Genomic DNA, 22772 nt, shown 5'->3' on the forward strand with positions numbered 1-22772 from the left:
ACGGCAGAGCCGCCTTCCGTCCCGCACCACGAGCGGGCACGATCACCGGCATGAGACTTCTTGTGCTGGGCGGGACGGAGTTCGTGGGGCGGGCCGTCGTGGAGGCGGCCCTCGGGCGTGGCTGGGAGGTGACCGTCTTCCACCGGGGACGCCACGAGGCGCCCGCCGGAGCGCGGGCGCTGCACGGCGACCGCACCGCGCCCGGCGGGCTGTCGGCCCTGGCGGAGGGCGAGTGGGACGCCGTCGTCGACACCTGGTCGGCGGCGCCCCGCGCGGTACGGGAGGCGGCGCGGCTGCTGCGGGGCCGCGCCGCCCGCTATGTGTACGTCTCCAGCTGCTCGGTGTACGACTGGGCGCCGCCCGCCGGGTTCACCGAGGACGCGCCGCTGGTCGAGGGCGCCGATCCGGGCGCGGAACAGACCGAGTACGCGCACGACAAGCGGGGCGGTGAGCTGGCCGCGCTCGAGGCGTTCGGCGCCGACCGCACCCTGCTGGCGCGGGCGGGCCTGATCATCGGGCCGTACGAGAACGTGGGGCGGCTGCCCTGGTGGCTGAACCGGACGGCGCGCGGCGGCCCGGTGCTGGCGCCGGGGCCCCGGGACCTGCCGGTGCAGTACATCGACGTCCGCGACCTCGCCGAATGGCTCCTCGACGGCGTCGGCCGGGAGCTGAGCGGGCCGTACAACCTGATCTCGCCGCGGGGGCACGCCACGATGGGCTCGCTCCTGGAGGCATGCGTCCGGGTCACCGGCGGTGCGGCGGAACTGCGCTGGACCGAGCCGGAGGTGATCCTGGAGGCCGGTGTCGAGCCCTGGACCCAGCTGCCGGTGTGGGTGCCGCCGGGCAGCGATCTGCATGACGCCCTGCACGGCGCGGACGTCTCGCGGGCGGTCGCGGCGGGCCTGCGCTGCCGTCCGGTCGAGGAGACCGTCGCGGACACCTGGAGCTGGCTGCGCTCGCTCGGCCAAGTGGCTCCGCAGCGCCCCGACCGGCCGCACAAGGGCCTGGACCCGGAGACGGAGGCGAAGGTGCTCGCGGCCGCCGCGGCCCGTCAACTCCCTTGAACGAAAGGCAATTTCTGCGACCTCTGAACACCCGTGGGACCGCTTCCGTATGGAGGGGAGCCGCTTCACTCCTGTCGGGCGCCTCGATGCTGCCCCGCAAGGAAGTCAGAGGAGTTCCATGGGACGCAACACACGAAAACGCCGTACGCCGCTGGCCACCAAGGCCATTGCCGCATCGGCGGCCCTAGCGCTCGGTGGGGGCGGGCTGATCTGGGCGAACTTCTACGCCTCGGCGCACGAGGACCAGGACAGCTGGCCGAACCGGACCCGATCGGCGACGGCTCAGGTCGCCACGATCGACTGCCCGGACGTCGGCCAGCGGCTCTTCGAGGTGCCGGACCGGGCCCGCGGCGAGGTGGACGGCGAGCTGGCCACCCTCGACCAGCAGATCACCGAGGCCTACCAGCGGCTGGCGAACACCCGGGACGCGCAGGCCAGGGACGCGAGCTTCGTGCAGAACACGATCCTCCAGCCGCTCAAGGACCGGCGCAAGGCGATCATCGACCGCATCCAGTTGGAGATCAACCGGGCCGGCGGCAACGCCTCCGAGGACCTGGACGACCTCTCCGGCTGCACCGGCACCCCGGTGGAGCCGCCGCAGACCACGGACGGCCAGACCGGCGACGGCCAGGGCGGCGACGGCCAGGGCGGCGACGGCCAGCAGGACGGCGGGGACCAGAACCAGGACGGCGACGGCCAGGACCAGAACGGTGACGGCCAGCAGGACGGCGGCCAGCAGCCGGGCAACGGCGGCCAGGCCGGCAACGGCCCGGTGGCCGCGGACTTCCAGGACATCACCACCGTCCAGCCGGGCTCCCGCAACCTGCCGAACGGTCTCGCCGCCAACGGCAGGACCGGTTCCCGGGGCAGCTTCACCACCCGGTGCGGCACCAACGGCAACGACAACCACAACACGGACAACGTGATCGTCGCCCCCGGTGTCACCAACGGCGCGCACCACCTGCACGACTACGTCGGCAACCAGAACAACGACGCCTTCGCGAGCGACGACGAGCTGGCGGCGGCCGACACCACCTGCCAGAACCAGGGCGACAAGTCGTCGTACTTCTGGCCGGTGCTGCGGCTCCAGGACGGTTCGCAGGACTTCGACCAGAACGACGCGGGCGGCGGCACGGAGGGCAACGTCGGCCGGATCCTGGAGCCGCGGGTGGCGCAGCTCAAGTTCGTCGGCAACAAGCGCGGCCCGGTCGTCGCGATGCCGACGGCCCTGCGGATCATCACCGGTGACGCCAAGGCCTTCGTCAACGGCCTCGGCAACGCCAACACCTCCTGGAGCTGCACGGGCTTCGAGGACCGGCAGCTGACGGACAAGTACCCGCTCTGCCCCGAGGGCAGCGACGTGGTCCGCACGTCCAAGTTCCAGAGCTGCTGGGACGGCCAGAACATCGACAGCGCCAACCACCGCACCCATGTGGCGTTCGTCCAGGCCAACGGCTCCTGCCCGAACGGCTTCAAGGCGATCCCGCAGCTCCAGGTGCGGCTGGTCTACGACGTTCCGGCCCCGACCGTCGAGAACGGGGTTGTGCAGAACCCGTTCGCGGTGGACACCTTCCCGGAGCAGCTGCACAAGCCGATCACCGACCACAACGACTTCATCAACTTCTTCTCCCCGGAGCTGATGAACACGATGGTCAAGTGCATCAACTCCGGCCGTAAGTGCGCCTGAGTCCGGCGAGGCCGGCGGTGGGGACCCGGGGGGCCCCGCCGCCGGCCTTCGGTGTGTCCGGCCGCGCGGCGGATCAGTGCGCGCCGTGCGTGCCGTGCCCGGCGCCGTGGTCCTGGCCCTCCTCCAGCGTCCCGCCGAGCGTGCCGCGCAGCGCCCTGACCACCTTCGTCTCCCCCACGGCCACCCACTTGCGGCCGACCAGGTAGTGGCCGCCGTAGTCCTTCGCCCCGTTGATCCACTCGCGCTGGCCGCGGTCGGTGGCGAAGGTGGCGAGGACGAACCGCTCGTCCCCGCGGCGGCAGATGGCCTGCCGGATCTCGTCGGCGTCGGTCTGGATGTCCGGCTCGCAGCGCGCCTCGGCGGCCAGCTGCTCCAGGCTGCCCTCGGCGGTCTCGGGCACCTGCGCCGCCCGCTCACCACCGGTGCCGCAGCCCGCGAGCGCCAGCACCGCCACGGCGATCATCGGTCGGGTCAGCCTCATCAGTTCCTCCGGTGGGATGTCGGTCGGGCACCTGCCGCAGGTCGATACGGCTGCCGGGCCCGCGCTGCTCAAATCCCCCGCCCGGCACGCACGGCTGTGCGAGGGTGGCAGGGTGAACACGGACTGGGAGGACCGCCTGGCGCAGGCGTGGGCCGCCTTCGACGACCTCCCGGACGAGCGGGCCGCCGACTTCCGCGCGCGGATCGACGCCCTCGTCGCCGAACTCCCGGAGGGCAGCCCGGACGCGCCCTTCGAGCAGGCCTGCGCCTGGGACTCCACCGGTCACTCGGACCGGGCGGTGCCGCTGTACCGGGAGGCGCTGGCGCGCGGGCTCGACGGCTACAAGGGCCGCCGGGCCAGGATCCAGCTGTCCAGCTCGCTGCGGAACATCGGCCGGCCGCAGGAGGGCGTCGAGCTGCTGACGCCCGAACTGGACGCGCCCTCGGACGAGTTGGACGACGCGGTGCGTGCCACGCTGGCCCTGTGCCTGTCCGCTCTGGGCCGCGATCGCGAAGGGCTGTCCCTGGTGCTCGGCGCGCTCGCCGCCCATCTGCCGCGCTACCGGCGCTCCATGGCGAACTACGCGCGCGCCCTGGTCGAGCCGGAGGGCTGAGTCCCCCGGACGGCGGTGACCATCGGCCGTTCGGCTCGTTCTCCCGGACGTGCAGTCACAGGATGTCGCCCAGCGTCAGAGCTCCGCAGCCGCCGCCGATCCGGTGGTCGACGTCGAACAGGCCGAGGCCGCGCTCGTCGAGCACTACCCGCGGCTGGTCCGCCTCGCCTACCTGGTGCTGCCGCCGAGCCTGGGCCGTAACCGACGGGTCCTGACGGCCCACGCGCTGACCCAGCGCACCCTTCCGCGCGGCCGCGCCCGCGCCTCGGTCGTCATCCCGGCCCAGTCCACCGGCCGCGAGGGCGACCCGGGCTACGCCTTCCTGCGGCTGCGGGTGCTGCGGTCGGCGCTGGAGGCGGGACTGCCGCTGCGCCGCGCGGCCTGGCCGAAGCGCTCCCAGCTGCCGCCGCTGCTCCCCCAGGTGTGGGGCCTGCGCCTGTTCCCGCGCTCGGGCGGCGCCGACGAACTCGCGCTCGACCAGAAGCTGTCCGCGCTGTCCGCCGCCGCCCGCGCCGCCTATGTGCTGCGCGGTCTGGAGCGGCTGTCCGACGCCGACACCCGCACCGTGCTCGCGGCCGCCGGAGTGGCGGACGCGCAGGACGCGCTGGACGAGGCCGACGCCGTCGCGGCGCGGTACGCGCTGCTGGACTCGCCCGAGTTCGACCCCTGTTCCCTCCAGGCCCGGCCGACCGATCTGATGCGCCGCCGCCAGCATCTGAAGGCCGCGCTCGCCGCGGCGGCGGCGGTCGCCGTGTGCGGGGCGCTGCTCGGCCTGCCCGGCGACGGCTGGGGCCCGGACGGCGCCGCCGCGCCGCCCTACGCGCAGAACCCGTCCGCCCGGGCCGCCCTCGACCCCTCCAGGCTGACCAAGGTGGCGCCCGCGGCGTGGCGGTCGGCGACCCGCACCGACTTCTCCGTCTGGCCCGCGCGCGGCGACCGCACCGAGGACACCGCGCTGCTGCGCCGCGCCCTCGCCGTGTGGGCCCGCCCCGGTGCGAACGTCCGGGTCTCGGTGACGCCCGGCACCCCGTCCGGCGGCCCGGCCGGACCGCCGCAGCTGCTGTACGCGGGGACCGTGGACCGCGCCCGGGTGGTCATCCTCTACGACGGTCTGCGCATCGCCCGCTACGCCGAGCCCAAGGACGGCACGGCCGGTGCCGCCCTGGACTTCGCCCGCGCGGACGGCGCGGGCCGGGCCGAGGCGAGCGCCGTGGTGCTGGACCGGACCGACGGCAACGTCCGCTATCTGATGGCGCCGTGGGTGACGGCGGCGGCCGAGCGGGACCTGATGAAGCCGGGTTCGGGCGCGATGGCGCTGACCCTCACCGACGGGATCACCTCGCCGCTGGCCAGCCCGGTGACCCGGGCCGGTTCGTGCACCTCCTGGAACGTGCTCCAGGTGACCGACGGCACCGGCACCCGGCTGATGTCCGATCTGGGCGAGCTGATGCCGGCCCGGCTGACCAGCGGCCGGCCGGGTGCGGCGCAGGAGGCGACGGGTGCGCGGGCGCTGCGCACCTGGGCGCCGTTCGCCTGTTCGCTGGCGACCGGGCGGGGTCAGGGCGTGCGGTCGGTGAACGCGTGGGTGTACGCCCGGCAGTCGCTGCCGGACGGCAGTGGTTCGGGTGCGTGGGTGTGCACCCGGGCGGAGACCTGGCGGGGCGGCGGCGAGCGGGTGCTCGCGCAGTTCCAGACGCCGGGCGGGACGTACGGCGCGGTGGCGGCGAAGGCCGACAGCGTTCCGGCGTGCGGGGCGCGCGATCCGCATGTGCTGGCCGGGGTGTTGTGGAAGGCGGAGTCCGGCGACTGGTATCTGCTGGCGGCGGGCAGCCGGGAGACCGTGTCGATCAGCGCGTCGGGCGGGGTGAGCGGGTCGGCGGACGGCAATGTGCTGGCCGTGCGCACCGAGCGGGGGGCGCGGGCGGAGCTGAGGGGAACGCTGGAGAGCGGCCGGACGATCAGCGCCCTGCGGTAGCAAGAAGGTCACGCAGAGGGCTTCACCCCGGGCTTACCCGTCAGTACATTGACGCCATGTCTAACAAGCATGCCCGGGTGCCGCAGCCCGTCGAATCCGAGCGCATACCGCTCAAGGCGCGGAAGGTGTCCTTCTCCTGGGAGGGCACCCCGCTGCACTGGGTGCCGGGGGACCCGTTCACCACGCACACGATCAATGTGCTGCATCTGCTGCTGCCGGCCGGTGAACGCTGGTTCGTGCACGTCTACAAGCAGGTGCTGCCGTACATCCACGACGAGCGGCTGCGCGAGGACGTCATCGGGTTCATCGGCCAGGAGGCGATGCACTCCCAGGCGCACGACGAGGTCCTGCCGCACCTCAGGGAGCAGGGGCTCGACCCGACGCCGTACACCGCGCAGGTCGACTGGCTCTTCGAGAAGCTGCTCGGCGACCGCACCCTGCCGCCGGGCCGGGCCCGCCGCTGGTGGCTGATGGAGCGGGTGGCGCTGATCGCGGCGATCGAGCACTACACCGCGTTCCTCGGCGACTGGGTGCTGGGCGCCGAGGAGCTGGACCGGCGGGGCGCCGACCCCGTGATGCTGGATCTGCTGCGCTGGCACGGGGCGGAGGAGGTCGAGCACCGCTCGGTCGCCTTCGAGCTGTTCCTGCATGTCGACGGCGGCTACCGGCGCCGTGCCCGCACCTGGGCGACCGCGTTCGCCGCGCTGGTGTTCCTCTGGCAGCGCGGGATCCGCTTCTTCATGGAGAACGACCCGACGCTGCTGGATGGGAAGGCGAGCTTCAAGGACTTTCACCAGCGGGGCAGGCAGGGTCTGCTGCCCTCGACGGGTGATGTGCTCCGGTCCGTCCCGCGCTACCTCAGCCGCGACTACCACCCGTCGCAGGAGGGTTCCACCGAGCAGGCGATCGCCTATCTCGCCTCCTCCCCCGCCGCCCTCGCGGCCGACGCCGCCGTCGCCTCCGCCGCCGCCGAGAAGAGGAGCGCCTGATGCCGATGCCGATGCCGAAGCTGAGGACCGTGGCGGTCGTCGCGGGTGCCGCGCTGCTCGCCCGGCGGGCGCTGCGCCGCCGGATCCAGGGCTCGCCGCTGTGGCCGATGCCGGCCCTGGAGCGGCCGGTCTCCGGGCAGCCGAGGTCGCGGGCGCTGCGGCTGCTGGTGACCGCGCACGAGGAGATCGCCGAGGGTGTCGTCCAGCTCCGGCTGGAGGGCCACGACCTGCCCCGCTGGGAGCCGGGCGCCCATCTGGACCTGGTGCTGCCGTCGGGGCTGGTGCGGCAGTACTCGCTGTGCGGTGACCCGGAGGACACCTCGTCGTACACGGTGGCGGCCCGGCTCGTGCCGGACGGGCGGGGTGGCTCGCGCGAGGTGCACGAGCAGGTGCAGGAGGGCACCGAACTGGAGGTGCGCGGGCCGCGCAACCGGTTCCCGCTGGTCGAGGCGGACGCGTATGTGTTCGTCGCCGGCGGCATCGGGATCACGCCGATCCTGCCGATGCTGCGGGCGCTGCCGGAGGGCGTGCCGTGGCGGCTGCTGTACGGCGGGCGCGGCCGGGCCTCGATGCCGTACCTGGAGGAGGTCGTCAAGATCGCGGGCGACCGGGTGACCGTCGTCGCCGAGGACGAGGACGGACTGCCGGACCTGGACGCGCTGTTCGCGGAGGTGCCCGAGGGGGCCGCGGTCTACTGCTGCGGGCCGGAGGGGCTGATGGCGGCCGTGGCGGAACGATTCCCCGCGGTCCGTCTGGAGCGGTTCGCGCCGCGTACGGCGGCCGACGGCGACGGCGGCTTCGAGGTGGAACTGCGTCGCAGCGGAGTGACGTTGACGGTGCCGGCGGACCGGAGCGTGCTGTCGGCGGTGCGGGACGAGCTGCCGAACACCGCGTACTCCTGCGAGCAGGGCTGGTGCGGGACCTGCCAGCAGCGGGTGCTGGAGGGCGAGGTCGACCACCGTGACGAGCTGCTGACCGACGGCGAGCGCGACGACTCGATGCTGATCTGTGTGTCACGGGCACGAGGTGAGCGGATCGTGCTGGACATGTGAGCCCCGCGAACGCCCACGACCGATCCGGACCGTTCGGGGCCGGATTCGATCGGTAAGGTGTTCGTATGACTACCGGGGTACGCCGCAGAATGGGAGTCGAGGAGCGGCGGCAGCAGTTGATCGGCGTCGCCCTCGAACTGTTCAGCCGCCGCTCTCCCGACGAGGTCTCCATCGACGAGATAGCGTCGGCGGCGGGCATCTCCCGCCCGCTGGTGTACCACTACTTCCCCGGCAAACTCAGCCTGTACGAGGCCGCGTTGAAGCGTGCCTCGGAGGATCTGGCGGACCGGTTCGTGGAACCGGCCGAGGGTCCGCTGGGCGCGCGGCTGCTGCGGGTGATGGCGCGGTTCTTCGACTTCGTGGAGGAGCACGGGCCCGGTTTCTCGGCGCTGATGCGCGGTGGCCCGGCCGTCGGCTCCTCGACCACCAACGCGCTCGTCGACTCCGTGCGCCAGGCCGCCTACGAGCAGATCATGGCGCATCTGCGCATCACGGAACCGTCCGCGCGGCTGGAGCTGGTGGTGCGCTCCTGGATCTCGCTCGCCGAGTCGACGGCGCTGATCTGGCTGGACGGGCGGCGCATCCCGCGCGAGGAGCTCCAGTCGCAGCTCGTGCACGACTTCGCCGCGCTGATGGCCGTCAGCGCCGCCTACGACGCGGAGATGGCCGCCCTGATCCGGCGCGTCCTGGCGGACGAACCGGCGGACGGCCCGTTCAACGACCTGGTCACCAACCTGCTCTCGCTGGCGTCCTGAGTCGGCCCTGGTCAGCCCTGCGTCTCGAACTTGCGGTACGACGGGTCCAGTTCGCGTACCTCCGCCGAGGCGTGCAGGGCCAGTCCCGCGGCCGGCTTGACGTACTGCCGCAGCAGCTCCAGGACCGCCTCGGTCAGCGCGCTCTTCGTCTCCTCCGTACGGCCGGCCAGCAGGCCGATCATGACGTGCACCACGGCGTGGCCCTCGGTGTCGGGGCCGACCGTGGTGTGCTCGGTGCGGCGGAACTGCGTCTTGCAGGCCGGGGGCTTGGCCGCCGCGATCTCCACCACGGTGGCGTGCAGCGCCTTCGCGAAGCCCGGCCGGTCGAAGTCCTCCGCAAGCTGCTCGGAGTAGTCGACGGTGATCTGCGGCATGGGTGCTCCTGTTCTAGGGCGGACAGGAGCACCCTAACCGCAGCGTGTGTCAGCCGGCCCGGGTGAAGACGGCGACCGTGCGGGCCGGGACCGTGAAGGTGCCCGATTCGCGCGCGTAGGCCGACTTCTTCACGACCGTGTCCGAGCCCGCCGCCTGCACCGGGTGCAGCCGGTAGGCGTCACCGGCCAGCGCGGAGACCCGCTGCTCCTGCGACGTGGGCGTGGCGTTGAAGACCACGACCAGCTCGCCGAGGCGCATGGTGATCACGCCGGGCGTCTCCTCGGTGCCGGAGAGCGGGAAGGAGAGCGCGGACTGCACCTGCCCGGCCGTGTCGAGGGAGAACGCCTTCTCCGTCGTACGGATCTTCAGCAGGTCCTGGTACGCGGCCGAGGTGCCCTCGATCTGCGGGCAGCCCACCGAGATCCCGGTCAGCAGCGGCTTGGCGTACCGCCACTTGGCCTCGTTGTCGGCGGCCGGCGGCAGTCCGCGGCCGAAGCCGTTGCCGTCGGCGCAGCTCCAGTGGATGGCGTTGAACCAGTCGCCGCTGTCGTAGGAGTTGCGGTCCAGGGACTTGGAGCGCAGCAGGTCGGTGCCCGCCTGGGACAGCGCCGGACCCTGCGAGAGGGTGGCGGTGGCCATGGCGATGACCTGCATCCGGGCGCGGTCGCCGGCGCTCGCCGTCGCCGGCAGCTTGAAGGCGAGGGCGTCGAACAGCGACTCGTTGTCGTGCGCGTCGGCGTAGGCGAGGGCGTCGCCCGGGGCCGCCGCGTATCCGGCGGGGGCGCCGTTGTAGTCGACCTCGGAGCCCTTGACCCGCTTGCCGCTGGTGTCGGTGAAGGTGTAGTCGGCGAGGTTGCCGGACAGCCCGACCTTGATCAGGTCCTGATAGTGCAGCAGCCGGGCCTTCTGCTCGGCCGGGGTGCCGTTCTCGGCGTTCGGGTTGGGGTCGGTGTAGAGGCCGGAGGCGAAGCCCTGGACGCCGGGGTCGGCGTCGAAGGGGCCGCCGCCGCGCACGGCGTCGCGCGCCCGGTCGGAGAAGGTGGCGATGCCGGTGCCCGCCATGTTCTTCTGCGTGGCCTGGGTGAAGCGGGCGTCGTCGGCGACCTCGCCGAAGTTCCAGCCCTCGCCGTACAGGATGATCTTCTTGCCGTCGACGCCGTCCTTCTCGACGGTCAGCGCGTCGAGCGCCTTGCGCACGGCGAGGATGTTCTCCTTCGGGTGGTGGCCCATCAGGTCGAAGCGGAAGCCGTCGACCTTGTACTCCTTGGCCCAGGTGACGATCGAGTCCACGACCAGCTTGCCCATCATGGCGTTCTCGGTGGCCGTGTTGGCGCAGCAGGTGCTGTTGGCGACCGAGCCGTCGGCGAGCAGCCGCTGGTAGTAGCCGGGGACGACACGGTCGAGGACGCTGGTGTCGGCCTGGCCGGCGGCGGCCGTGTGGTTGTAGACGACGTCCATGACGACGCGCAGGCCGTCCTCGTTGAGCGCCTTCACCATCTCGCGGAACTCGACGGTGCGGGCGGTGCCGTCCGGGTCGGTGGCGTAGGAGCCCTCGGGGACCGTGTAGTGGTACGGGTCGTAGCCCCAGTTGTAGGCGTCCTTGGCGGCGGCCTTCGCCACGCACTCCTGCTGCTTGCCGGAGTCGGCCGGGTAGGAGGCCAGGTCGCAGTCGACGGTCGCCTGGTCGGACTTCCTCTCGGGGATGGTGGCGATGTCGAAGGCCGGCAGCAGGTGGACGTAGGAGGTGCCCGCCTCGGCCAGCTTCTTCAGGTGCCGGCTGCCGTCGCTGTCCTTGTCGGTGAAGGCCAGGTAGGTGCCCCGGTCGCTCGCCGTGCGGTCCTCGACGGAGAAGTCGCGGATGTGCAGCTCCTGGATCTGGGCGTCCTTGAGCGGCACCGCCTTCGGCTTCCTCAGCGCGTTCCAGCCGCTCGGGGCGAGGCTCCGGTCGCGGAGGTCGACGACGAGGCTCTGCTTGGAGTCGGTGGTGAGGGCGACGGAGTACGGGTCGGTGACCTTGTTGGTGACGATCTCGCGGACGCTGGGCGCCCAGACCTTCACCACGTACCGGTACGGCTTGTTCTTCCAGGACGCCGGGCCGGTGACGGACCAGACGCCGGTGGCGGCGTCGCGGCGCATCGGCTTGAGGGAGCCGTCCAGCTCCAGCGAGACGCTCTGGGCGGTGGGGGCCCAGACGGCGAGCGTCGGGCGGCCCTGGCGGAAGGTCGGGCCGAGGTCCGCCTTCGTCGCGTCGTACAGGTCGTCGAGCACTCCGGCGATCTGCACACCGGTCGCCGACAGCACCGCGCCGTTGGCGGCGTACTGGGCGGCGACGAGCTGGCCGCGCAGGGCCTCGCGGACCCGGTCGCGGTCGCGCGCGTCGACGGTCCAGGCGGTGTAGCCCTTCAGGTGCGGGAACCTCGCCTTCTGTGCGTCGGTGAGGCTGCTCCTGGTCAGCCGCAGCCGGCGCTCGTCGGTGCTGGTCAGCACGCCGTCCGCGGCCTTGATCGAGCCGGTGCGGGAGTACAGCAGCTGGGTGGAGGCGGCCGCGTCGGAGCCGTTGAAGGCGACGGTGTCCCGGTCGATCCAGACCGCCTTGGAGGTGGTCAGGTCGACGGCGGCCGCGGAGCCGGCGGGCTGCGGCAGCAGATGCTTCTCCTGGCCGCTCAACAGCCACACCTCGTGGCCGGCCGCCTTGAGGTCCAGGGACCGGTCGGTCGGGAGGTCCTTCTCGTCGCCCTTGTGGACGATGTAGCTGAGACTGGTGGCACCCTCGGTGAGCGGCACCTCGAAGACCGCGCCATAGGCATCAGTCTTCACCGGCTTCAGCGGGTTCGACCAGTCGGTGGGGTTCGCGGCGCCCGTCCAGACGTGCAGTCCCCAGCCGTCGTAGTTCCCGTCGGCGCGGTGGTAGTGCAGGACGGCCTTGGTCCTGTCCTGCTCCGGGTAGTCGGCGGCGGGCCGCTCGGTGCGGACGGTCTCCTTGCCCTGCTCGATCCAGATCTCGCCGGTCTTGGTGACGTCGATCGAGCGGTCGGCGGAGACGTCCTTGTTGCCCTGCTTGTCGATGACCAGGAAGCCCACGTTCGAGGCGCCCGGCTTCAGCTTGACGTAGGCGAAGGCGCCGTAGGCGTCGCGGCCGGTGAAGGGGTGGCTGTTCGGCCACTCGGTGGCCTCGCCGTCGGCGAGGTCGCCCCAGGCGTACACGCCCCAGTCGGCGTAGTTCCCGTCCTCGCGCTTGTAGTGCACGATCGCGTAGTCGCGGGAGGAGGCGGTGGGGACCTCCTCGGCGGGCGGGGTGCCGGTGGTGGAGGCGGCGGTGGCGCTCGCGGTGCGGCCCTCGGAGTCGATCACGACGGCCTTGTAGCGCAGGGCGGTACCGGCCGGTACGTCCTTGCCGATGGTCTGCGTGACCTTGTACGGGGCGTGGTCGGCGGAGCCGAGGGTGCGCCACGTGCCGTCGCCGGTCTGCGCGGCGAAGACGACCCGGTTGAGCTGTCCGCCCTCGACGTCGGCGGACAGCTCGACGGTGCCGGTGGCGCCCGTGGCCGGGGCCTCGAGGGTCAGGGACGGCTCGGCGGCGGGGGCGGGGAGCCTGCCGGCGGCCTTGAGGACGACGGCGGACCGGGCGGGGACGGTGACCGTGAGCTTGCGGTCGGCGTCGGACTTCGCGGTGGCGTCCGTGCCGTACAGGCCGCGGAACGTCATGTCCGCCGAGCCGGTCGCGAAGGTGGCCGTCTTCGCCTCGGCGGCGTTGTTGAAGGCGACGACGTACTCGGTGCCGGTCTTCGCGTCGGTGCGGGAGACGGCGTAGACGCCGGGGCCGTCGGCGGCGTAGCGCTCGGTCTGGACGCCGTCGGCGAGGGCCGGGTGGGCCTTGCGGAGCGCGGCGAGCGTGCTGATCTGCCGGTAGAGGGGCGCGCTCGTGTCGTAGGCGTCCTCGGCGTGGGTGCGGCCGGTGCCGAGCTGGTCGTCGTCGAGGTAGTCGGCGACCTTCGAGGCGAACATCGTCTGGCGGGCGTCCTTGTCGCCGCCCGCGCCGGTGAAGCCCTGCTCGTCGCCGTAGTAGATCACCGGGTTGCCCCGGTTGAGGAACATCAGCTCGTTGGCGAGGGAGGCCTTCTTCACCAGTTCGGCGTCGCTCGCGTCCGGGTCGTCCTGCTCCAGGAACGTCCCGAAGCGGCCCATGTCGTGGTTGCCGAGGAAGGTGACCTGCTCGTAGGCGTTGGCTTTGTCGGTCGTGTACTTGTAGTCGTCGCCGAAGACCGACGCCAGCTTCTTGGCGCTGCCGCCCTGGGAGGCGTAGCCGCGGGCCGCGTCCTGGAAGGGGAAGTCGAGGGTGGAGTCGAGGCGGCCCTCGGTGACGTACGGGGCGGTGACGTTCGTGTCGGCGGAGTAGACCTCGCCGAACATGAAGAAGTCGTCGCGGCCCTTCTTCGCCGCGTAGGCGTCGAGGGCGGTCGCCCACTGCGTCCAGAACTCCATGTTGACGTGCTTCACGGTGTCGATCCGGAAGCCGTCGATGTCGAAGTCCCGCACCCAGCGCCGGTAGATCTTCTCCATGCCCTCGACGACCTCGGGACGCTCGGTCCACAGGTCGTCGAGGCCGACGAAGTCGCCGTAGGTGGACGACTCGCCGGCCCAGGTGGAGTCACCGCGGTTGTGGTACATCGTCGGGTCGTTCAGCCAGGACGGGACCTTGGTGTCCTGCTTGGCCTCGGCGACGACCGGGGTGCGCGGGAAGGAGTCCTCGTCGACGGCCGGGAAGTCGCGGGTGCCGTCGGCGTAGTCGGCGTCGTCGAAGGGCTCACCGTCCTCCGTCAGGTACGGGAAGGCGCCCTTGGCGAGGTACTCGTAGGACTTCTCCTTGTAGTCGACGACGTCGGCGGTGTGGTTGGTGATGACGTCGAAGAACACCTTCATGCCCTTGGCGTGCGCCTTGGAGATGAGGGTCTTGAGGTCCTCGTTGGTGCCGAAGTGCGGGTCGACCTGGGTGAAGTCGGTGATCCAGTAGCCGTGGTAACCGGCCGAGGCGTTCGCCCCCTCGCCCTGCACGGGCTGGTTCTTGAAGATCGGGGCGAGCCAGATGGCGGTGGTGCCGAGGCCCTTGATGTAGTCGAGCCTCTTGGTCAGGCCCTTGAGGTCACCGCCCTGGTAGAAGCCCTTGTCGGTGGGGTCGTAGCCGGTGGCCAAACGGGATCCGGTCAGTCCGCCCTTGTCGTTGCCGGTGTCGCCGTTGGCGAAGCGGTCCGGCAGGACGAAGTAGAACTGCTCGCGGGTCAGGTCGTGGCGCGCGGCCGTCTTCGCCAGTGCGGCGTCGGACGGCGGGGGCGGCGGCGCCGCGTGGGCGGCGAGCGGTTGGACCAGCGCCGCGGCGAGCGCGGCGACGGTGACGGCCGCTGCCCGTCTGCTGTGCGCGGTGCGGCGCGTCCCAGGCGCCGGCCATCTCGGTATCACAGGCGTGAACTCCTTGCGATTACGGCTCATTCGGGTCCGACCCCGGGCGCGACGGTATCCCCGGAGCAAGGCTTGCAGCAAGGGTCATGAAAGCAACGGAAAGGATTTTCACGACCCTTGCGCACGGGATCTCAGCAGCTGGACTTGCCCGCGTACACGGCCAGCGCCGTGTTCGAGCCCAGTGTGGCGGTGAGCTGGCCGCTGGAGTTCACCGTCACCGTCGTGTTGCTCTGCACGTTGCAGTACGTCCCCGCGGGCAGCGAGGTCTGGTAGGTGCGGGTCAGCGAGGACGCCTCGTGGTTGATGGCGACGAAGCCCTTGGCTCCGCGCCCGAAGGCGATCGCGTCGCCGCCGTTGTCCCACCAATTGGTGACCGCCGCGCCGCGGGTGGCGTTGCGGAAGGCGACCATGCGCTGGATCTCCGGCCAGGCGTGCTGGCACTTCCAGCCGTTCTGCCAGCAGGCGTTCACCTGGCCGCCGTTGGGCGGGCCGGCGTCGTGGTCGGTGAACTCGTAGCCGGAGTTGATGTCGGGCGCGCCGTACGGCCAGGCCAGCATGAAGACGTTGGCCAGGGTGTAGTTGGCGTTGTCCTTGTAGCTGAGGGTGGAGCCGTTGCGCTCGGTGTCGTGGTTGTCGACGAAGACCCCGGCGGACCCGTTGCTCAGGTAGCCCCAGCCCTCGCCGTAGTTCTTGAGGTAGGCGAGGTTCTCGTTGTTGAAGACCCGCTTGAGGTCGTAGGCGTAGCGGAACTCCTGGACGTCGCCGTTGCCGGTGTACTCGGTGGGCTGGACGGCCTCGCCGCTGCCGTGGATGACCTCCTGCTTCCAGTAGACGGAAGGGTTGGTCAGGCGGGACTTGATGTTCGCCAGGTCGGCGGTGTCGATGTGCTTGGCGGCGTCGATGCGGAAGCCGTCCACGCCGAGCGAGAGCAGGTCGTTCATGTACCCGGCGATCGCGCCGCGCACATAGTTCTCGCCGGTGTCCAGGTCGGCGAGGCCGACCAGTTCGCAGCGCTGGACGTTCCAGCGGTCCTGGTAGTTGCTGATCTGGGCGGTGCAGTCGTCGAAGTCGTACGACGAGTACAGGCCCGGGTAGTTGTACTTGGTGTACGACGAGCCGCCGGTGCCGGTGCCGTTGCCGGCGGCCATGTGGTTGATGACGGTGTCCGCGACGACCTTCACTCCGGCCGCGTGGCAGGTGTCGACCATGTTCTTGAAGGCGGTGCGGTCGCCGAGCCGGCCGGCGATCTTGTAGCTGACGGGCTGGTACGAGGTCCACCACTGCGCGCCCTGTATGTGCTCGGCGGGCGGGGAGACCTGGACGTAGCCGTAGCCGGCGGGGCCGAGGCGGGTGGTGCACTCCTTCGCCACGGAGGCGAAGTTCCACTCGAAGAGGACGGCGGTGACGTCCTTGGTGCCGGGCGGGGCGGCTTGGGCGGCGGTGGCGGGTGCCAGGAAGGCTGCCGCCGCGGCGAGCGTCACGGCGCCCGAAACGATTCTGCTGCTGGCCATGTGGGGGTTCCTTCACCTTTGAAGGGACATGCTGCGACGTACTGCCGCATGGCTTTGCTGAAATCTTTCAGAAACCTTGCGGTGGCCAGATGTTAAAGGCCCGCTGCCCAAAAGGGCAGCGGGCCGACGGAAGTTACCGCAAGAAGTTACTGAGCCGTGCTGAACCACACCGTGGTGTCGGCGGGCAGCTTCACCTCGCCGTCGCCCTCCAGCACCTCACCGCTGGCGAGCAGCAGCCGCCCGTGGGCCGGGGTCGTCACCGACTCGCCGCCGGTGTTGGCGACGCAGACGAACTCCCCGCGCCTGAAGGCCAGTACGCCCTCGGGCGCCTTCAGCCACTCCACCGCGTCACCGGCGCCGAGGTCCGGCTGCGCGCGCCGGACGGCCAGCGCGGAGCGGTACAGCTCCAGGGTGGAGCCGGGCACGCCGGTCTGCGCCTCGACGCTCAGCTCGCCCCACACCTCCGGCTGGGGCAGCCAGCTGCCGCCGTCGCCGAAGCCGTAGGAGGAGCCCGTACGGGTCCACGGGATCGGCACCCGGCAGCCGTCGCGGAAGCCGTCCTGGCCCTCGCCGCGGAAGTACGCCGGGTCCTGGCGCACCTCGTCCGGCAGGTCGACGACGTCCGGCAGGCCGAGCTCCTCGCCCTGGTAGACGTAGGCCGAGCCGGGCAGCGCCAGCATCAGCAGGCTCGCCGCGCGGGCCCGCTTCAGGCCCAGCTCGCGGTCGCCGGCGGTGCGGATCTGGGTGCCGAGGCCGGGCGGGTTGGCGAACCGGGTGGCGTGCCGGGTGACGTCGTGGTTGGAGAGCACCCAGGTCGCGGGCGCGTCGACCGGGCGCATCGCCTCCAGCGTGCGGTCGATGACCGTGCGCAGCTCCTCGGCGTCCCAGTGGGTGCCCAGGTACTGGAAGTTGAACGCCTGGTGCAGCTCGTCGGGGCGGACGTAGTTCGCGGTGCGCTCGACGGTCGGCGTCCACGCCTCGGCGACGAAGATGCGCTCACCGGCGTACTCGTCGAGGACGAGGCGCCACTGGCGGTAGATCTCGTGCACGCCGTCCTGGTCGAAGAACGGCATGACATCGTTGCCCAGCAGCTTCAGCTGGTCGTGCGAGCCGAGGTCCGGCAGACCGTCGGCCTTCACCAGGCCGTGGGCGACGTCGATGCGGAAGCCGTCGACGCCCATGTCGAGCCAGAAGCGCAGGATGGAACGGAACTCGTCGCCGACCGCCGGGTGGTCCCAGTTGAAGTCGGGCTGCTCGGGGGCGAACAGGTGCAGGTACCACTCGCCGGGGGTGCCGTCGGGCTCGGTGACACGGGTCCAGGCGGGGCCGCCGAAGATGGACTCCCAGTCGTTGGGCGGGAGTTCGCCGTTCGCGCCCTTGCCGGGGCGGAAGTGGTAGCGCTCGCGCAGCGGCGAGCCGGGGCCCTCGGCGACGGCGCGCTTGAACCACTCGTGGTGGTCGGAGGAGTGGTTGGGCACCAGGTCCACGATGATCCGCAAGCCCAGCTCGTGGGCGTCCCGGATCAGCGCGTCGGCGTCCAGGAGGTTGCCGAACATGGGGTCCACGGCCCGGTAGTCGGCGACGTCGTAGCCGGCGTCGGCCTGCGGGGAGGCGTAGAAGGGGCTGAGCCACACGGCGTCCACGCCGAGGTCGCGCAGGTACGGGAGTCGGGAGCGTACACCTTCCAGGTCGCCCATGCCGTCGCCGTTGCTGTCGGCGAAGCTGCGCGGATAGACCTGGTAGATCACCGCGTCCCGCCACCAGTCGCGGCGCTTGGCGACGGTGGCGACTGCGGAGTTCGGTGCCGGGTCGGCGGAGTGCTGGCTCATGGCGTCCTTGATGTCTAACCGAATCGATGTCATGGAGGCGTGGGTACGGCGGCGGGGCGGGGTGATGAGGCGGCCGCGGTGACAGCGGGGTCGGATGGACACCGCGGCCGCCACCCGCGCGACAGGGCGCGGGAGTCTTTCCCTGGAGGGCGTCAGCCCTTGGTGCCGCCCGCGGTGAGTCCGGTCACCAGGTTCTTCTGCACGAGGTAGAAGAACGCGGACACCGGTATCGCGATGAGCACCGCGGTCGCGGCCATCAGATTGCGCTGGGCGTCGTGCTCGCTGACGAAGCTCTGCAGACCGACGGCGAACGTGTACTTCTCGTCGTCCAGCAGGAACGTGGTGGCGAACGCGACCTCGCCGAAGGCGGTGATGAAGCTGTAGAACGCGGCCACCGCGAGACCCGGCCGGGCCAGCGGCAGGATCAGCCGCAGGAAGGTGCCGAACGGGGAGAGCCCGTCGACGCGGCCGGCCTCGTCGATCTCGAAGGGGATGGTGTCGAAGTAGCCCTTGAGCAGCCAGGCGCAGTACGGGACCGCGGTGGAGCAGTAGACGAGGATCAGGCCGAGGTAGGTGTCGATGAGCTGGAGCTGCGACAGGATCTGGTACATCGGCACGATCAGCACGGCGATCGGGAACATCTGGGTGACCAGCAGCACCCACATGAACTTCCGGTAGCCGGGGAAGCGCATGCGGGAGACCGCGTAGCCGGTGGTGGCCGCGATGATCACGCCGATGACGGTGGTGCCCAGCGAGACGATCATCGAGCTGATCAGCCAGTCGGTGAAGTTCGTCTTCTGGAGCACGAAGGTGTAGTTGTCCAGGGTCATCGTCGACCAGATGCGCCCCGGGTGCAGGTAGTCGTCCTTGTCCGGGCCGAGGGACAGGAAGACCAGCCAGACGATCGGGAACAGCGCGATCAGGCTCGCGACCGTGAGCATGCCGTGGGAGGCGAGGGTAGCGGCGAGGCTGCGCTCACCGCGGCCGCGCACCTTGGCGGGCGCGGGGGCGGGGGCGGGGGCGGCCTGGTCCGTGTCGGCGGACTGGGTGACGGTCGTGGTGCTCATGTGGGCTCCTGCCTCAGATCGCGGCTTGCTCATTGCGGTTCAGCCAGCGGCGGTAGAAGGAGGTGAAGACGATCAGGATGCCCAGCAGCAGGATGCCGTAGGCGGCCGACTCGGCGAACTCGCGCGGCTGCTGTCCGAAGCCGAGCTGGTAGGCCCAGGTGACGAGGATCTGCGCGTCCGGGGCGGTGTTGCCGAACAGCAGGAAGATGATGGCGAACTGGTTGAAGGTCCAGATGACGCCGAGGAGGATCACGGTGGAGCTGACCGTGCGCAGGCCGGGCAGGGTGACGTAGCGGAACTGCTGCCAGCGGCTGGCGCCGTCCATCTCGGACGCCTCGTACAGCGTGTTGTCGATGGACTGCAGGCCGCCGAGGAGGGAGACCATCATGAACGGCACACCGCACCAGGTGTTGACCATGATCGCGGCGAACCGCTGCCAGAAGGTGTCCTCCAGCCACGCCGGGGTCGGCAGGTGCAGGAACTCCAGCGCGGAGTTGATCAGGCCGGTGTCGGCCAGCATGAAGCGCCAGCCGAAGACGGTGACGAAGGTCGGCACCGCCCACGGCAGGACCAGGATCAGCCGGTAGAAGGTCCGCCCGCGCAGCTTCTGGTTGAGCAGCAGGGCGAGGCCGAGACCGATCGAGTAGTGCAGCGCCACACAGGCGGCCGTCCACACGATCGTCCAGATGAAGTGGGACCAGAAGCGGTCGTACGCCGTCTCGCCCCACAGGATGTCGGCGTAGTTGTCGATGCCGATGAACTTGTAGGTCGCCTCGATCTCGTTGGCGCCGATGGTGCGAGCCGAGTTCAGGCTGTCGGCGTCGGTGAGCGTCAGGTAGAGGCCGTAGGCAAGGGGGTACAGCACCAGGGCGCCCAGCACCAGGATCACCGGGGTGATCATCGCGTAGGCGTACCAGTGCTTCTGATAGCTGCGCTTGAGACGCCGGCCCAGCCCGGGCCGGGGACCGCGGTCACCGCTCCGCTTGCCGGTCGCACGGTCGATGGCGACTGTCATGGTTCGACAACCTTCTAGTGATTCGGCAGATCGATCAGTACGGCTCACAGGCCGATGGCCGCCGGATCCTTCCCCCTCTGAGCTGGAGGATCCGGCGGCCACACGGGCTTACTTGCTGAAGTCCGGGACCAGCTTGGCGATCGAGGTCTCGGCGTTGCTCAGGCCCTCGTCCAGCGACACCTTGCCGCCGGCGATCTTGAGCAGTTCGTCGTCGAGCGGACCCCACAGCGAGCTGTACTCGGGCAGCGCCGGGCGCGGCTGGGCGGCGGCGAGCACCGTCTGGTAGCCGGCGATGCCCGGGTCGGCCTTGACCTTGTCGGTGTAGGCGTCGTCACGGGTGGGCAGCGTGGAGTTCTTCAGCGCGATGGTCTCCTGCGCCTTGACCGAGGTCATGAAGTTCACGAACTTCAGCGCGGCCTTCTGGTGCGCCTCGTCCGAGCCCGCGTAGACGGACAGGTTGTGACCGCCGGTCGGGGCGCCCGCCTTGCCGGAGGAACCGGCCGGGACGGTGGCGATGCCGAGGTTGTTCTTGTCCTTGAAGGCCGAACCCTTGTAGAAGTTCGTGATCTCCCACGGGCCCTGGATGATCGAGGCGACCTTGCCGTTGACGAACGCCTCCTGGATGTGGGCGTAGGCGTCGGCGGTGGTGTCGGCCTTGTGCAGGCCCTTGCCGTCGAACAGGCTCTCCCAGGTGCCGTAGGCCTTCTTGGCCTCGGGCGAGGTGACCGTGATCTTCTTGGCGTCGACGTCGACGGTGTCGGTGCCCTCGCCGTGCAGGAAGGACTGGGCGTAGTAGGCCTGGGTGGAGCCCCAGTAGCCGTCGACGCCGGTCTTCTTCTTGATCGTGGCGGCGGCCTTCTTCAGGTCGTCCCAGGTCTTGGGGGCCTCGACGCCGGCCTTCTCGAACAGCTCCTTGTTGTAGACAAGGGCGAGCGTGTCCGTGGTGAAGGGGACGCCGTAGGTCTTGCCCTCGTACTTGGCCTGCTCGATCAGGTTCGACTTGAACTTGTCCTGCTCGGCCAGGGCCTCGGTGCCGTCCAGCGGCAGGAAGAAGCCCTTCTTGGCGAAGGCCGGGGTCCAGCCGACCTCGGAGCGCAGGATGTCCGGGGCGCCCTTGGAGCCGGCGGCCGTGTCGAACTTGTTCTGCGCCTGGTCGAAGGGCACGTTGACGTACTTGACCTTGATGCCCTTGTTGGCGGCCTCGAACTCCTTGACCAGGGCCTGGTACGTCGGCGCCTCGTTGGTCGCGTTGGAGGTGTCCCACCAGGTGATGGTGACCGGCCCGTCCGAGCTGTCGCTGCTGTCGTCTCCGCCGCAGGCCGTCGCCGCGAGAGCGAGGGACGCCACCAGCGCGGTGGCCGCTATGCCACGCCGCATGAGTTCTCCTTGAGGGTGAAAGCCCGTGTGGTGCAGGGGGCGGTCCCGTCTGCCGCCCCTTGCGACTTGCCGACTGCGCCGTTGCGGCCGCCGGGCGACTGGAACGTAACAGCCGTGTAAGCGTTGCGAAAGACCTTGCAGAAAAAAAGTGCAAGGCATCACTGAAGTTATCCGCGCGTGACCTCTCGGCAGCCGTCCCGAGACCGCTACCTACCGCTACTGAGCGGGGACGCGCGGAGTTGTGCAAGACTCTGCAAGCTCTTGCCATACGTTTCCGGCGCGGGGGACCATCCGTTGCGAAGGCGGACGCCGATCGGAAGCCGACCTAGGAAAAACGAGGGGACGCGATGACGCAGCAACCCGGAGTGAGCCGTGCAAGCGCTCGCACCCGGCGTTCGGTTGGTGGGCAAGGCGAGACCCGGCCGGTACAGTCCCACCCTGTGACCACACGGCTTGCGGACATCGCTGCGCAGGCGGGGGTGAGCGAAGCGACCGTCAGCCGCGTCCTCAACGGGAAGCCTGGCGTCGCCGCCACCACCCGCCAATCGGTGCTGGCCGCGCTCGACGTACTGGGCTACGAACGTCCGGTGCGGCTGCGGCAGCGCAGCGCCGGTCTGGTGGGCCTGATCACGCCCGAGCTGGAGAACCCGATATTCCCGGCCCTCGCCCAGGTCATCGGACAGGCGCTGACCCGGCAGGGCTACACCCCGGTGCTGGCCACCCAGACCCCCGGCGGCTCGACCGAGGACGAGCTGACCGAGATGCTGGTGGACCGCGGGGTCGCCGGCATCATCTACGTCTCCGGACTGCACGCGGACACCACCGCCGACATGCAGCGCTACGAGCAGCTGCGCGCGCAGGGCGTTCCCTTCGTCCTCGTCGACGGCTTCTCGCCGAAGGTGCAGGCGCCGTTCATCTCCCCCGACGACCGCGCGGCGATGACGCTGGCGGTCACGCACCTGGTCTCGCTCGGCCACACCCGGATCGGGCTCGCGCTCGGCCCGAAGCGGTTCGTGCCGGTACAGCGGAAGATCGACGGTTTCGTCCGGGCCGTGCAGGACCAGCTGGGGCTGGCGGCCGAGGAGGTCGAGACCGAACTGGTCCAGCACTCGCTGTACACCCTGGAGGGCGGCCAGGCCGCCGCGCACGCGCTCATCGACCGCGACTGCACGGCCATCGTGTGCGCGAGCGACATGATGGCGCTGGGCGCGATACGCGCGGCCCGCCAGCTCGGCCTCGACGTGCCCAAGGACATCTCCGTCGTCGGCTTCGACGACTCCCCGCTCATCGCCTTCACCGATCCGCCGCTGACCACCGTGCGCAAGCCGGTGCCGGCGATGGGGCAGGCCGCGGTCCGCACGTTGCTGGAGGAGATCGGCGGGACGCCGGCGCCGCACAGCGAATTCGTGTTCATGCCGGAGCTGGTGGTGCGCGGTTCGACCGCTTCGGCCCCTGGGGACCGAAATCGTCCTTAGGGCGGAGGACACCGGACCGGGCGCCCTGCGCGCGCAGTACGGGCGGGTGTCCG

General features: G+C 70.7%; 16 protein-coding genes. 8 read left to right on the forward strand and 8 right to left on the reverse strand.

Annotation, left to right across the window (positions count from 1 at the left end; translation table 11 throughout):
* The first annotated feature begins 50 nt into the window (after positions 1 to 50).
* Positions 51 to 1064 carry an NAD-dependent epimerase/dehydratase family protein gene (locus ABT232_RS04505; RefSeq protein WP_351835755.1) on the forward strand — a complete coding sequence of 338 codons (1014 nt, stop codon included), beginning with the start codon at positions 51 to 53 and terminating at the stop codon, positions 1062 to 1064.
* Between the two features lie 118 nt (positions 1065 to 1182).
* Positions 1183 to 2751 (forward strand): DUF1996 domain-containing protein, encoded by a 1569-nt coding sequence (locus tag ABT232_RS04510; RefSeq protein ID WP_351835758.1) that lies wholly within the window; start codon positions 1183 to 1185, stop codon positions 2749 to 2751.
* A gap of 73 nt (positions 2752 to 2824) precedes the next feature.
* On the opposite strand, the gene ABT232_RS04515 is transcribed toward ABT232_RS04510, so the two are convergent.
* Entirely contained in the window at positions 2825 to 3232 is a 408-nt protein-coding gene (locus ABT232_RS04515) for a hypothetical protein (RefSeq protein WP_351835760.1), read from the reverse strand.
* 94 nt (positions 3233 to 3326) lie between these two features.
* Here ABT232_RS04515 and ABT232_RS04520 point away from each other — a divergent pair, with 94 nt between their 5' ends.
* The 5 genes from ABT232_RS04520 (at position 3327) to ABT232_RS04540 (ending at position 8616) form a co-directional block, all read left to right on the forward strand.
* A complete protein-coding gene (locus ABT232_RS04520) occupies positions 3327 to 3845 on the forward strand; it encodes a tetratricopeptide repeat protein (RefSeq protein WP_351836294.1) in 519 nt (172 codons plus the stop codon).
* A gap of 49 nt (positions 3846 to 3894) precedes the next feature.
* Positions 3895 to 5820: a hypothetical protein gene (locus tag ABT232_RS04525; RefSeq protein WP_351835763.1), complete on the forward strand. Its 1926-nt coding sequence runs from the start codon at positions 3895 to 3897 to the stop codon at positions 5818 to 5820.
* 56 nt (positions 5821 to 5876) lie between these two features.
* Positions 5877 to 6809, forward strand: coding sequence for a metal-dependent hydrolase (locus ABT232_RS04530; RefSeq protein ID WP_351835766.1), 933 nt, complete (start codon positions 5877 to 5879; stop codon positions 6807 to 6809).
* A gap of 11 nt (positions 6810 to 6820) precedes the next feature.
* The gene (locus tag ABT232_RS04535; RefSeq protein ID WP_351836297.1) at positions 6821 to 7861 is read left to right on the forward strand and encodes a PDR/VanB family oxidoreductase; all 1041 of its coding nucleotides are present in this window, start codon (positions 6821 to 6823) and stop codon (positions 7859 to 7861) included.
* Positions 7862 to 7926: 65 nt separating this feature from the next.
* Positions 7927 to 8616 carry a TetR/AcrR family transcriptional regulator gene (locus ABT232_RS04540; RefSeq protein WP_351835768.1) on the forward strand — a complete coding sequence of 230 codons (690 nt, stop codon included), beginning with the start codon at positions 7927 to 7929 and terminating at the stop codon, positions 8614 to 8616.
* Positions 8617 to 8627: 11 nt separating this feature from the next.
* Here the strand turns inward: ABT232_RS04540 and ABT232_RS04545 are convergent, their stop codons facing one another.
* From ABT232_RS04545 to ABT232_RS04575, 7 genes are all read right to left on the reverse strand, one after another.
* Positions 8628 to 8990, reverse strand: a complete 363-nt coding sequence (locus ABT232_RS04545; protein WP_351835771.1) for a 5-carboxymethyl-2-hydroxymuconate Delta-isomerase — start codon at positions 8988 to 8990, stop codon at positions 8628 to 8630.
* Positions 8991 to 9039: 49 nt separating this feature from the next.
* Positions 9040 to 14445, reverse strand: a complete 5406-nt coding sequence (gene pulA, locus ABT232_RS04550; RefSeq protein WP_351835773.1) for a pullulanase-type alpha-1,6-glucosidase — start codon at positions 14443 to 14445, stop codon at positions 9040 to 9042.
* 131 nt (positions 14446 to 14576) lie between these two features.
* On the reverse strand, positions 14577 to 15956 hold the full coding sequence (locus ABT232_RS04555; protein ID WP_351835776.1) for an alpha-amylase: 1380 nt from the start codon (positions 15954 to 15956) through the stop codon (positions 14577 to 14579).
* Positions 15957 to 16102: 146 nt separating this feature from the next.
* A complete protein-coding gene (locus ABT232_RS04560) occupies positions 16103 to 17785 on the reverse strand; it encodes a glycoside hydrolase family 13 protein (protein ID WP_351835778.1) in 1683 nt (560 codons plus the stop codon).
* Positions 17786 to 17937: 152 nt separating this feature from the next.
* On the reverse strand, positions 17938 to 18852 hold the full coding sequence (locus ABT232_RS04565; protein WP_351835780.1) for a sugar ABC transporter permease: 915 nt from the start codon (positions 18850 to 18852) through the stop codon (positions 17938 to 17940).
* 13 nt (positions 18853 to 18865) lie between these two features.
* A complete protein-coding gene (locus tag ABT232_RS04570) occupies positions 18866 to 19867 on the reverse strand; it encodes a carbohydrate ABC transporter permease (RefSeq protein ID WP_351835783.1) in 1002 nt (333 codons plus the stop codon).
* Between the two features lie 108 nt (positions 19868 to 19975).
* Complete coding sequence (locus ABT232_RS04575) at positions 19976 to 21244, reverse strand: extracellular solute-binding protein (RefSeq protein WP_351835785.1); 1269 nt, start codon at positions 21242 to 21244, stop codon at positions 19976 to 19978.
* Between the two features lie 440 nt (positions 21245 to 21684).
* Here ABT232_RS04575 and ABT232_RS04580 point away from each other — a divergent pair, with 440 nt between their 5' ends.
* The gene (locus ABT232_RS04580) at positions 21685 to 22719 is read left to right on the forward strand and encodes a LacI family DNA-binding transcriptional regulator (RefSeq protein WP_351835788.1); all 1035 of its coding nucleotides are present in this window, start codon (positions 21685 to 21687) and stop codon (positions 22717 to 22719) included.
* The last annotated feature ends 53 nt before the right edge of the window (positions 22720 to 22772 follow it).

The sequence above is a fragment of the Streptomyces sp. NPDC001532 genome, from assembly GCF_040298625.1.
Taxonomy (GTDB): Bacteria; Actinomycetota; Actinomycetes; order Streptomycetales; family Streptomycetaceae; genus Streptomyces.